The following is an 11,318-nucleotide window of genomic DNA, read 5'->3' as shown; positions in this document are numbered from 1 at the left end:
CCGGCCGAGACCGTCCGAACCGTCGACGAAGTTGTAGCCGCGGCGGAGCAACTCGGCACCCTTGTTGAACTGCGAACGCATTGACCTCTAGTTATGGAGCGTCTCTACTAAATGGACCTTCGAGGAGGTCCGATGCGTGCACGATGGCTTGTTGTTGTCGTCGGGGTCCTGCTGACCGGCATCACGGTGCCGGCCCAGGCCGCGAACATCCTGTCCAATCCCGGCTTCGAGACCGGCTCACTGAGTGGCTGGACCTGCTCCGGCGGATCGGTCGTCACCAATCCGGTCCGCAGCGGCAGCCACGCGCTGAACGGAGCGGTGTCGAGTTCCGACTTCGCGCAGTGCAGCCAGACCGTGTCCGTGCAGCCGGGTACGTCGTACACGTTGTCGGGCTGGGTGCGTGGGTCGTACGTCTACCTCGGTGTCACCGGCGGCACGTCGACCTGGACGCCGTCTGCCGCCAGCTACACGCAGCTGACTCTGTCCTTTACTACTGGCGCCAGTCAGACGTCGGCTCAGATCTACGTGCATGGCTGGTACGGCCAACCGGCGTACCAGGCTGACGACATCAGTCTGGATGGTCCGGGCGGTACTCCGGGCGCTCCGAGTGCTCCTGGCACGCCGACCATCACCGGTACGACGAACAGCGCCATCTCACTGAGTTGGTCAGCAGCCACCGGCACAGTCACCGGCTACCGCGTCTACGAAGGCTCGAACGTCGTACAGACCGTCACCGGTATGACGGCCACCCTCAGCGGACTGCAGACGTGTAGCAGTCACACGTACACGGTGGCGGCGTACAACAGCGTCGGTGAGTCGGCCAAGTCAGCGGGGACGACAGGTACGACGGGCGGCTGCGCGAGCACCGGATTGCCGAAGCACGCGCTGATCGGCTACCTGCACGCGAGCTTCGCCAACGGCTCGGGGTACGTGCGGATGGCCGACGTACCGAGTGAGTGGAGCATCATCAACCTGTCCTTCGGCGAACCGACGTCGGTCACGTCCGGGGACATCCGATTCAACCGCTGTCCGGCGAGTGAGTGCCCGAACGTCGAGAGCGAGGCGGAGTTCATCGCGGCGATCCGGGCCAAGCAGGCGGCCGGGAAGAAGGTGCTGATCTCGATCGGCGGCGCGAACGGGCAGGTGCAGCTCACCACCACCGCGGCCCGGGACGCGTTCGTCAGCTCGGTCAGCGCGATCATCGACCGGTACGGCCTGGACGGGCTGGACATCGACTTCGAGGGCCACTCGCTGTACCTCAACTCCGGTGACACCGACTTCCGCAACCCGACCACCCCGGTGATCGTCAACCTGATCTCGGCGCTGAAGACGCTGAAGGCGAAGTACGGCGCGAACTTCGTGCTGACGATGGCACCAGAGACGTTCTTCGTGCAGGTCGGCTACCAGTTCTACGGCGGTGCGGGTGGCGGCGACAACCGGACCGGGTCCTACCTGCCGGTGATCCACGCACTGCGGGACGCCCTGACGGTGCTGCACGTCCAGGACTACAACTCCGGTCCGGTGATGGGGCTCGACAACCAGTACCACACCATGGGTGGAGCCGATTTCCACATCGCGATGACCGACATGGTCAAGGCCGGGTTCCCGGTCGCCAATACTGGTCAGACCTTTCCCGGGCTGCGCGAGGACCAGATCGGATTCGGGCTCCCGGCGGCGGTCAGCGCGGGCAACGGCTACACCGCCCCGGCAGCCGTTCATCAAGCGTTCGACTGCTTGGTGAAGGGCCAGAACTGCGGCGGTTACAGCCTTCGCGGGGGTGCCTCACCGGCCTTCCGCGGGCTGATGACGTGGTCGGTCAACTGGGACCGCTATTACAACTGGGAGTTCCGGAACAGCCACGCGCCGTACCTCGCGGCTCTGCCCTGAGACCCGCCCAGGCCGGCCCGGTTCGTGACCAGCCCCGCGAACCGGGCCAGTGCCTGTGGATTACCGATCCCGCTTTGTGGTGTTGCGCTGGTATGAAGGAGGCATGACAGCGTCGACGACCCGCCCGGTGATCCTCACCGTGGACGACGATCCGGGTGTTTCCCGGTCGATCGCCCGTGACCTTCGCCGTCGGTACGGCGAGGAGCATCGCATCGTCCGGGCCGAGCACCCGTCCCAGGCGCTGGAGGCCCTGCGCGAGCTCAAGCTGCGCGGCGAACCGGTCGCCCTGCTGCTCGCCGACTACCGGATGCCCCAGATGTCCGGCATCGAGTTCCTCGAGGCCGCGATGGACCTGTTCCCGCTCGCCCGCCGGGTCCTGCTGACGGCGTACGCCGACACCGACGCCGCGATCCAGGCGATCAACGTGGTCGACCTCGACCACTACCTGCTCAAACCGTGGAACCCACCGGAGGAGAAGCTCTACCCGGTCGTCGACGCGATGCTCGACCTGTGGAAGACGACCCCGGAGCCGTCCAGCGACGAGACCCGGGTGATCGGTCACCGCTGGTCGGCGCCGTCGTTCACGGCCCGCGACTTCCTCGCCCGCAACGCGGTGCCGTACCGCTGGCTGAGCGTCGACGACGAGGAGAGCAAGCGCCTCCTCGACGCGGCCGGGATCGACGGGTCGACCCTGCCCGTGGTGATCACCCCGGACGGCACGGTGATGGTCGCCCCGAGTGAGGCGGAGCTCGCCGACAAGGTCGGGCTCTCCACCTCACCGACGAAGGACTTCTACGACCTGGTCGTGGTCGGCGGCGGACCGGCCGGTCTCGGCGCCGCCGTGTACGGCGCCAGCGAGGGACTGCGGACCGTCCTGGTCGAGCAGTTGGCGACCGGCGGTCAGGCCGGCCAGTCGAGCCGGATCGAGAACTACCTGGGCTTCCCGGACGGTGTGTCCGGGGCGCAGTTGACCGATCGGGCCCGGCGGCAGGCGGTCCGGTTCGGTGCCGAGTTGCTGACCGCCCGTCAGGTGGTCGGCCTCGAGACGCTCGGGTCGGCCCGCAAGCTGATGTTCTCCGACGGCAGTGAGATCTCGTCCCACTCGGTGATCCTGGCGACCGGGGTGGCCTACCGGCACCTGGACGCGCCCGGCGTCGACGACCTGTGCGGCCGTGGGATCTACTACGGATCCGCGACGACCGAGGGCCCGAGCTGCGTCGGCCAGGAGGTCTACATCATCGGCGGGGCGAACTCCGCCGGTCAGGCCGCGGTGTATTTCTCGAAACACGCCAAGACCGTGCATATGCTGGTGAGAGGACCATCGCTCACGGCGACGATGTCGTCGTACCTGATCAATCAGATCGACGACATCGACAACATCGAGGTCCACACCTGTACGCAGGTGGTGTCCTGCAAGGGCTCGGAGCATCTCGAGCGCGTCACCCTGCAGAACAGTGCGACCGGCGAGAGCCGCGAAGTGGACACAGAGTGGATGTTCGTGTTCATCGGTGCGGCCCCACGGACGGACTGGCTGCCCGGCGACCTGCTCCGCGACGAGCGCGGTTTCGTACTCACCGGTCCTGACCTGCGCGGCAAGCCGCCGGGCTGGGCGCTGGACCGGGAGCCGTACCACCTCGAGACGAGCATGCCTGGCGTGTTCGCCGCCGGCGACGTACGGGCGGAGTCGGTCAAGCGGGTCGCCTCCGCGGTCGGCGACGGAGCGATGGCCGTGACACTGGTGCACCGATACCTGGAGATGCTCTGATGACTGCCGAGACCGAGGCGCGCCGGCTGAGCCCGGACGAACTGCGCACGCTCTTCCTGTTCGAGAGCCTCACCGACCAGCAGTTGCAGTGGCTGTCCGACGCCGGGTACGTCGAGACCTATCCCGAGGGCCTCGTGTTCAACGAGGGCGACCCGGCGACCTGCTGCTACGTCCTGCTCTCCGGTGAGATCCGGCTGTGCAAGCTGTCGCACGGCGAAGAGGTGGAGATCAACCGGACCGCACAGCGTGGCGTCTACGCCGGTGCGTTCAACGCGTTCTTCGGTGCCGCCGACCGCAAGGCCTACACCGCGACCATGCGGGTGACCGAGACGTCGGAGTTCTTCGTCATCAGTGCCGACACGATGGCGACGATGATGAACACCTGGTTCCCGATGGCCGTGCACCTGATCGAGGGCTTCGTGATGGGCATGCGCCGGACCAACGAGACGCTGGGCGAGCGGGAGCGGTTACTTGCCCTCGGCTCCTTGTCGGCCGGTCTCACCCACGAGCTGAACAACCCGGCCGCCGCGGCGGTCCGGGCTGCGGCGACACTGCGGCAGCGGGTCTCCGGGATGCGATCCAAGCTGGCGATGCTCGCCGACGGCACCCTGGACGCGACCAAGCTGCACCAGATCGTCGCTTTGCAGGACGACGCGGTCGAGCGGCTGGAGAAGAACAAGGACAAGGACATCTCGCCGATGGACCTGTCCGACGCCGAGGACGCGCTGACCGACTGGCTCGACGACCATGACGTGCAGGCCAGTTGGGACGTCGCGCCGGTGCTCGCCGCGGCCGGGCTGGACGTCCCGTGGATGGAGGAGGTGCTGACCGCGGTCGGGCCGACGTACCTCGAGGGCGCGGTCCGCTGGCTGATGTACACGATCGACACCGAGTCGCTGATGAACGAGATCGACGACTCCGTCACCCGCATCTCGACATTGGTCGGGGCAGCGAAGCAGTACTCCCAGATCGACAGAGCGCCGTACCAGACCGTTGATCTGCGCGAACTGCTGAAGAGCACGCTGGTGATGATGTCGGGCAAGCTGCAGGGGTACGACGTCGTGAAGGACTTCGACCCGGAGCTGCCGCCGATCCCGGCATACGCCGCCGAGCTGAACCAGGTGTGGACGAACATCATCGACAACGCGGTCAGCGCGATGGGCGGGCACGGCACCCTGACGATCCGGACCAAGCGGGACGGCGCGTACGCGCTCGTCGAGATCGGCGACACCGGCCCCGGCATCCCGCCGGAGATCCGCCGCCGCATCTTCGAGCCGTTCTTCACCACCAAGCCCATCGGCGAGGGCACCGGCCTGGGCCTCGACATCTCCTGGCGCATCGTGGTGAAGAAGCACCACGGCGACCTCCGCGTCGAGTCCGAGCCGGGCAACACCCGCTTCAAGATCATCCTGCCGCTCGATCCCGAGGAGGAGGTCGAGACCGAGGCCTCGCTGCTCTCCTGACGCTTGCTCAGGGCAACCAGTCGAGGATGGCGGCAAGGGCTGCCGGGTCCACGTGCTGCGCGGCCGCGTAGTCGTTGAGCGTCGAGGGTCCCGTGCCGGGAAAGAACAGGTGGTTGTCGGCATCGATGACCTTGATGGTGGCATCGGCGAGCCCTTGTCGCCAGCCTGGGAGGTCGTCGGCGACGGTGACCTGGTAGTCGCGGCCGCCTTGCAGAACGAGAATGGGTATGTCGAGCTTCGCCGCGGTGACGACGGGGTCGTAGTCGCGGAGGTCGAGCCAGTACGCGCCGGGCATCCCGAACGGCAGGTCCGACGCGGGCGTCTCGGCTGACAGGTCCGGGCTGGCGACGGCGGCCGCCTGGCGCTGGAACAGCTCGACGGTGCCGGGCGGGATGGCCTCCGGGTTCGTTGTCGCGAGATAGCGCATGACCCGTACGGCGGCTTCCTGCATGGGCTGGGTGTCGCCGGCCATGATCACGAGGCCGGCGATCGACGGGTCCTCGGACGCGATCCTCGGCGCGGCCTTCCCGCCCATGCTGTGGCCGACCACGAACACCTCGTTCGCATGCTCACGAAGCACCTGCACGGCGGCGATCGCGTGCGGCATGTATTCGTCGTACGGGGTGAAGCCGGGTTCGTTCATCACGTCCGGGCGGGTGTGGGTGATCTTGTCGAAGCGCAGTACGGCGATGCCGGCGCTGGCGAGTCCCCAAGCGAGATCCTTGAGCGGCTTGTTCGGTCCGCTGGTCTCGTCGCGGTCGAACGGGCCGCTGCCGGACAGGAGGACGACGCCGACCCTGCTCGTGCTCCGCGGGAGGGACAGCGTCCCCGGGACGGCGCGGTCGCCGGTCCCGAGGGTGACGTTGTGCTCTTCGAAACGGGACGGATCGGCGTACGGCGGGGTGGTCCACTCGGTCATCGATTCACCTTTCTCAGTCTTTGAGAAAGGTAGCATGACATGAGATCGTTGCGGGATGGGTCCGCTGGAATTGCTCGGTCACCCCGTCCGGCTGCGCATCGTGCACGCACTGCGCGGCGGCCGGATGCTGACCACGGCGGAGCTCGGCGAGCGCATCCCGGACGTCTCGAAGGCGACCCTCTACCGCCACGTCGACCTGTTGGCCGGCGGCGGGATCCTCGAGGTCGCCGAGGAACGGCGGGTGCGCGGCGCGGTCGAGCGGCGGTACCGGCTTCGGCTCGACCGTGCGTCGATCACCCCGGAGCTGGCCGAGCAGGTGACGGTCGACGACCATCGCCAGGGGTTCGGGGTGGCGGTGGCCGCCTTGGTGGCCGAGTTCAATGCCTACCTCGATCGTGACGGCGCCGATCCGATCTCGGACTTGGTCGGTTATCGGCAGCACGCGGTGTGGCTGAGTCGCGAAGAACTCCTGCAGTTGATCGAGGGCCTGCGTGCCGCGATCCTCCCGGTGCTGTCCAACGAGGCCGCGCCGGACCGCGCCCGATACCTGCTCAGCCCGATCCTTTTCCCGGTGGAAGAGCAGTCACATTCCCTTGCTGGGGAACGTCAGGACGACGTACCCCAAGGAGAAGGAGAGACTGATGTCAACGACTGAGCAGGCCGTCGTACGAGTGCACAACTACAGCGTCGATCCGGAGAACGTCGCCGAGTTCCTGAAGGCCCGCGCCACGGTGATCGACACGATCCGCGCGGCCCACCCCGGGCTCGTCGCGACCCGCCTCGTCCACCTCGAAGACGGCACGTACTCCGACACGTGGCAGTGGTCCTCGATGCAGGCCATGGCCGCCGCCTTCCCTCTCGCACAGTCCCCCGAGGCCGCCGCGGCTTGGGCCTTGGCCTCCACGTCCTCCGCCCTGAACGGCGAACTCGTCGACGAGCGGTGAGGCGCACAACGTCAGGGGATGGGCTGGATGGATTCGAGGTCCGCGATGGCCGTGCGGACGGCTGTGGTGAAGGTCCAGAAGGGCCGCCGGGTGGTGTTCTTACGGTCTTCGCGGGTGTTGATGCGGAACATGGCCCGGCGCAGCGGAGTGGTCAGTTCGAGCTGAGCACCGGCGCCGAGCAGTGTGCGGTTGGCGATGTTGGTCGGCTCGTCGCCGTTGAGGGCCGGGACGGCGGCGGCGTCGATCGCCAGGATTCCGCTCTCGATCAGGCGCTCGAGGAGAGCTGACTTGAAGGCGGCGCTGCGACCGCCGACGAGAACTGCCTTGGTGTCGTCGGGTAGTTCGGCTTGAGCCGTCGTGCATCCGTGCAGACCAACGGCGTTCAGCGATCCGCCGGTCATGGACAACGCGACGTGGTCATCACAGCCGGTCGACGTGACGTGCAGCTCGGCGTTGCCGGTCGAGCGCAGACCCTCGAACATCCAGTAGTCGTGGACCGGCCCGTCCGTCGGTGTCGGTTCGAGGTCGGCCGGGTGGTAGCCGGCGATCCCCAGGCACAGCTCCGACGTACCGGCCTCGATCCCTCCACCATGCGGTGCCAGGATCGTCGTCCGCTGGACCTCGACCCGCCCGGCCAGGTCGTCGTCGAACCACTCGTGCCGCCGGTACCGCCGTCCGTAGTCGACGCCTTCGGTCAACGACGTGTCGGCGTACAACTCACTGTTCGTCCCATACCTCTCGGCCGCGTCGTCCACAGCTCCCCCTCCCACCACTTCGAGGGTCCCACAGTGTGCGTCAGCGGAGGGCGGTGCCTTGAGTATGGGTGAGGAGGGTCAGGTCGGGGCGGGTGGGGAGAGACTCCCAGTCGCCGGTGGCGGTGACGCAGAAGGCGCCGGAGGTGGTGGCTCGGTCGAGGCGGGAGTCGGGGGAGAGGTTGTCGAGGGTGGCGGAGAGGTAGCCGGAGACGAAGGCGTCGCCGGCGCCGATGCTGTCGACGACGGTGACCGGGAGGGCCGGGCGGTGGATGGTGCCGGAGGCGGTGTGAGCCCAGGCGCCCTTGCCGCCGGCCGTAACGATCACCTGGTCGACGTCGCTTGAGCCGAGGAGGTCGGCGACCGCATCGGGTGCATCGGTCAGGATGTCGAGTTCGTCGTCCGAGGAGAAGACGGTGTGGACATGGGGGAGAAGCTCGCGGAGTGCGGTTGCCGCGTCCGAGCGGGACCAGAGCCGCGCGCGGTAGTTGACGTCGAGTGAGACCTGCACGCCTGCGGCGAATGCGTTCCGTACGACGGCCAGCGTCGCGGCGCGAGTGGTCGCGGACAGCGCCGGGGTGATGCCGGTGACGTGGAGCAGGCGCGGTCGGGTCGCCTCGAGAGCGGCGATGCACTCGTCGGCGGTGACCGTCGAGCCAGCCGAGCCGCGACGGTGATAACTGACCCGGGTGATGTCGTGCGACGGCTGATCGAAGGCGATGAACCCGGTGAACGACTCGTCCGAGAATCGAACGCGACGCGCGTCGACACCTTCGGCCCGGAGCGTGCGCTGGATCAGCCGCCCTGGTTCATCGTTGCCCACAGCACCTACCCAGGCAGCCTGGTGCCCGAGCCGGGACACTCCGATCGCCACGTTGCTCTCCGAGCCGGCGATCGACAGGTGCGCGTCACCGCCCAGCCGCATCGCGCGAGCGGTCCGCAACGAGACCATGGTCTCGCCGATCGTCAGAAGGTCGGTCATCTCACAACTCCGAAGTGGTTCAGACGTCGAGGGCGGTGCGGAAGGTCAAACGCCGAGGGTGGCGCGGAACCCGGCGGCGCGGTCGGCGAGAGCGGAGAGGGATCCGCCGGTGCCCGCGTCCCCCAGCAGCGGTGAGCCGACACCGACAGCCAGCGCTCCGGCAGCCAGGTACTCCGGTGCGGTCTGCGCATCGACCCCGCCGACGGCGAGGAGCGGAGCCTCGGGCAACGGTGCACGGAGCTCGCGGAAGTACGAAGGCCCGTAGACCTTGGCGGGGAAGATCTTGACCGCGGTGGCGCCGAGATCCAGCGCGGCGACAACCTCGGTCGGGGTGAGAGCTCCGCACAGGAGGGGCAGACCGAGGTCCACGCTCCGATGGGCGCCGCGGGTGATCGCGGGGGTGACGACGAAGCCCGCCCCGGCGGCTGCGACCTCGTCGGCCTGAGCGGCCGTGACGACGGTGCCGGCCCCGATGAGGATGTTCGGGTCGTACTCCGAGCGCGCCTTCGCGATCGCGTCGACGCCGCCCGGGGTGGTCAGGGAGACCTCCAGAGCGGTGATCCCGGCGTCGACCAGCGTGCGGACGCAGTCCAGGGCGCGATCCGGCCCGTCGGCGCGAATGATGGCCAGCACCTTGCGGTGCCGGAGTTCGGTCAGCAGCTCCATAAGTCCTCCTCGAAAGTCCACGCTAGGGGATCGCTCTGGACATAGGACGTCCTATATCCTCGCAACACTGCATCGTGAAGTGACAAGCAACGTCCTGTTGTCCGGTTTCAGCTCACGTGGAGGCATCCGCCCATGCCCAGACTCCGAGCCCTGATCAGTTCCGCCGCGGCGATCGGCTTCGCCGCCGCCGGGTTGACCGTACCTGCCGGGCCCGCGCAGGCGGCGATCACCCAGACCGTGCTCTTCAACAAAGGCGACGCCGGCTACGGCTGCTACCGCATCCCCGCGATCGTGAAGACCAAGGCGGGGACACTGCTCGCCTTCGCCGAGGCCCGCCGGTCCTACTGTGCCGACTCCCAGGAGATCGACCTGGTGATGCGCAGGTCCGAGGACGACGGCCGCACCTGGTCGGCGGCCCAGACCGTGCTGGCCGGCACCGACTCCGACCCGAACGCGGTCGCCACCCGGGGCAACCCGGCGCCGATCGTCGACTACGAGACCGGCCGCATCGTCCTGCTCACCACGATGGACCCCGGTACGACGACGCGCCCGCGGACGCCGTACGTGCAGTTCAGCGACGACGACGGGAGAACGTGGAGCACGGCCAGAAATATCGGTGATCAAATCGACGATCCGGCTTGGGGCTGGTACGCCACCGGGCCGGTGCACGGGATCCAGTTGACCCGCGGTGTGCACGCCGGACGGCTGGTCGCCGGTACGAATTACGACAACGGAGCCGGCAAGAACGCGGGCCAGTTGGTCTACAGCGACGACCACGGCGACACCTGGCACAAGGGCGCGACCGACCTGCGCTCCGATGCGACGCCGCAGGAGATCAGCGTCGTCGAGAAGGTTGACGGCGGCATCTATGCCGGTGCCCGGAACAACGCCGGCAGCGCGGGAGCCAGCCGGATGTTTGCGGTGAGCAACGACGGTGGTCAGACCTACGCGGCGCCGTACGCGACGATTCCCGGCCTGACGACGCCGACCGTTCAGGGCTCGCTGCAACGGTTGCGGGCGGTGGATCGCGGTGACAAGTACAACCGGATCCTGTTCGCCGCACCGGCTGATCCGGAGCGCCGCCGGTACATGACGATCCGGTCCAGCTTCGACGAGGGCAAGACCTGGCAGTCCGTTGCCGATGGCACCCGGATCACCAGCGACTGGTCCGGGTACTCCGACATGGCGATCCTCGACACCGGCGAGATCGGCTTGCTGTACGAGGGCGGTGCGGTCGACGCCCGTGATCAGATCCGCTTCGCACGCTTCACCGAGAACGACATCGGTCACCCGGACGCGCCGCTCGGCACGACCACCCCGGACATCTCGGGTCTCGGCAACAACAGCTACCTGCGCGGCGGCACCACCTCGGTCGCCGGCAAGTTCGGCCAGGCCCGCGACCTCGACGGCGTCGACGACGCCATCCAGCTCCCGTTCGCCGAGTCGCTCGCGGTCGGTGCCGGCGACTTCACCGCGACGGCGTGGATCAAGTACGGCGCAAGTACGGCGAACCAGGCGATCTTCTGGGGCTATGGGATCAACGAGTTCTCCCAGTTCTGGTTGCGCGCCGAGCCGGGGGACAGTCGGATCCGCGGTTTGATCACCACCGGCGGCCAGACCGCGTCGGTCGCGACGACCAGGTCCTACAACGACAATGCGTGGCACCACGTCGCCCTGCAACGCAAGGCCGGCACGCTGTCCGTCTGGGTCGATGGAACCCAGGCCGCGTCCGTCGCTGCGCCGACCGGGTCGGTCAGTCCGGGTCGGCCGTTCAAGATGTACGTCGGCCAGCGGCTCGACGGCGCGCATCATTTCGACGGCTCGCTGGACGAGGTTCGTATCTACAAGCGAGCCCTCACCGCGACCGAGCTCAACAGCATCCGCACGACCAACAGCACCACGGTTCCGAACGCCGTACTCGATCTGCCGCTCGGGTGACA

At 67.8% G+C, this 11,318-nt stretch carries 10 protein-coding genes; 6 read left to right on the top strand and 4 right to left on the bottom strand.

Features of this window, described 5'->3' with window-relative positions:
- Window positions 1-132 precede the first annotated feature (132 nt).
- From AB0I34_RS41890 to AB0I34_RS41880, 3 genes are all read left to right on the top strand, one after another.
- A complete protein-coding gene (locus AB0I34_RS41890) occupies window positions 133-1,887 on the top strand; it encodes a glycosyl hydrolase family 18 protein (RefSeq protein ID WP_360457517.1) in 1,755 nt (584 codons plus the stop codon).
- Between the two features lie 103 nt (window positions 1,888-1,990).
- Window positions 1,991-3,652, top strand: coding sequence for an FAD-dependent oxidoreductase (locus AB0I34_RS41885; protein ID WP_360457514.1), 1,662 nt, complete (start codon window positions 1,991-1,993; stop codon window positions 3,650-3,652).
- Window positions 3,652-5,115, top strand: coding sequence for an ATP-binding protein (locus AB0I34_RS41880; protein WP_360457511.1), 1,464 nt, complete (start codon window positions 3,652-3,654; stop codon window positions 5,113-5,115). Before AB0I34_RS41885 ends, AB0I34_RS41880 begins: the two co-directional genes overlap by 1 nt.
- Window positions 5,116-5,122: 7 nt before the next feature.
- Here the strand turns inward: AB0I34_RS41880 and AB0I34_RS41875 are convergent, their stop codons facing one another.
- Complete coding sequence (locus tag AB0I34_RS41875; protein WP_360457508.1) at window positions 5,123-6,034, bottom strand: alpha/beta fold hydrolase; 912 nt, start codon at window positions 6,032-6,034, stop codon at window positions 5,123-5,125.
- 55 nt (window positions 6,035-6,089) lie between these two features.
- Here AB0I34_RS41875 and AB0I34_RS41870 point away from each other — a divergent pair, with 55 nt between their 5' ends.
- Together AB0I34_RS41870 and AB0I34_RS41865 are read left to right on the top strand one after the other, a co-directional pair.
- Window positions 6,090-6,689 carry a helix-turn-helix domain-containing protein gene (locus tag AB0I34_RS41870; protein ID WP_360457505.1) on the top strand — a complete coding sequence of 200 codons (600 nt, stop codon included), beginning with the start codon at window positions 6,090-6,092 and terminating at the stop codon, window positions 6,687-6,689.
- Window positions 6,676-6,978 (top strand): antibiotic biosynthesis monooxygenase, encoded by a 303-nt coding sequence (locus AB0I34_RS41865; protein ID WP_360457502.1) that lies wholly within the window; start codon window positions 6,676-6,678, stop codon window positions 6,976-6,978. The genes AB0I34_RS41870 and AB0I34_RS41865 overlap by 14 nt, the downstream gene beginning before the upstream one ends.
- An 11-nt stretch (window positions 6,979-6,989) precedes the next feature.
- On the opposite strand, the gene AB0I34_RS41860 is transcribed toward AB0I34_RS41865, so the two are convergent.
- The 3 genes from AB0I34_RS41860 to AB0I34_RS41850 are packed head-to-tail and all read right to left on the bottom strand — an operon-like array spanning window position 6,990 to window position 9,378.
- A complete protein-coding gene (locus AB0I34_RS41860) occupies window positions 6,990-7,748 on the bottom strand; it encodes a poly-gamma-glutamate hydrolase family protein (protein WP_360457499.1) in 759 nt (252 codons plus the stop codon).
- Between the two features lie 25 nt (window positions 7,749-7,773).
- Window positions 7,774-8,712: a sugar kinase gene (locus AB0I34_RS41855; RefSeq protein WP_360457496.1), complete on the bottom strand. Its 939-nt coding sequence runs from the start codon at window positions 8,710-8,712 to the stop codon at window positions 7,774-7,776.
- 45 nt (window positions 8,713-8,757) lie between these two features.
- The gene (locus AB0I34_RS41850; RefSeq protein WP_360457493.1) at window positions 8,758-9,378 is read right to left on the bottom strand and encodes a bifunctional 4-hydroxy-2-oxoglutarate aldolase/2-dehydro-3-deoxy-phosphogluconate aldolase; all 621 of its coding nucleotides are present in this window, start codon (window positions 9,376-9,378) and stop codon (window positions 8,758-8,760) included.
- 132 nt (window positions 9,379-9,510) lie between these two features.
- Here AB0I34_RS41850 and AB0I34_RS41845 point away from each other — a divergent pair, with 132 nt between their 5' ends.
- A complete protein-coding gene (locus AB0I34_RS41845) occupies window positions 9,511-11,316 on the top strand; it encodes a sialidase family protein (protein WP_360457491.1) in 1,806 nt (601 codons plus the stop codon).
- Window positions 11,317-11,318 lie beyond the last annotated feature (2 nt).

The sequence above is a fragment of the Kribbella sp. NPDC050281 genome (genome assembly GCF_040655855.1).
Classification (GTDB): domain Bacteria; phylum Actinomycetota; class Actinomycetes; order Propionibacteriales; family Kribbellaceae; genus Kribbella.
Note: the sequence above shows the minus strand (reverse complement) of the source record. Positions and strands in the feature narration are given on the sequence as shown.

What these genes read in the sequence shown, in the direction of transcription:
- AB0I34_RS41890 (WP_360457517.1), top strand. Translation starts at nt 133, where the DNA reads ATGCGTGCACGATGGCTTGTTGTTGTCGTCGGGGTCCTGCTGACCGGC.
- AB0I34_RS41885 (WP_360457514.1), top strand. Translation starts at nt 1,991, where the DNA reads ATGACAGCGTCGACGACCCGCCCGGTGATCCTCACCGTGGACGACGAT.
- AB0I34_RS41880 (WP_360457511.1), top strand. Translation starts at nt 3,652, where the DNA reads ATGACTGCCGAGACCGAGGCGCGCCGGCTGAGCCCGGACGAACTGCGC.
- AB0I34_RS41875 (WP_360457508.1), bottom strand. Translation starts at nt 6,034, where the DNA reads ATGACCGAGTGGACCACCCCGCCGTACGCCGATCCGTCCCGTTTCGAA.
- AB0I34_RS41870 (WP_360457505.1), top strand. Translation starts at nt 6,090, where the DNA reads ATGGGTCCGCTGGAATTGCTCGGTCACCCCGTCCGGCTGCGCATCGTG.
- AB0I34_RS41865 (WP_360457502.1), top strand. Translation starts at nt 6,676, where the DNA reads ATGTCAACGACTGAGCAGGCCGTCGTACGAGTGCACAACTACAGCGTC.
- AB0I34_RS41855 (WP_360457496.1), bottom strand. Translation starts at nt 8,712, where the DNA reads ATGACCGACCTTCTGACGATCGGCGAGACCATGGTCTCGTTGCGGACC.
- AB0I34_RS41850 (WP_360457493.1), bottom strand. Translation starts at nt 9,378, where the DNA reads ATGGAGCTGCTGACCGAACTCCGGCACCGCAAGGTGCTGGCCATCATT.
- AB0I34_RS41845 (WP_360457491.1), top strand. Translation starts at nt 9,511, where the DNA reads ATGCCCAGACTCCGAGCCCTGATCAGTTCCGCCGCGGCGATCGGCTTC.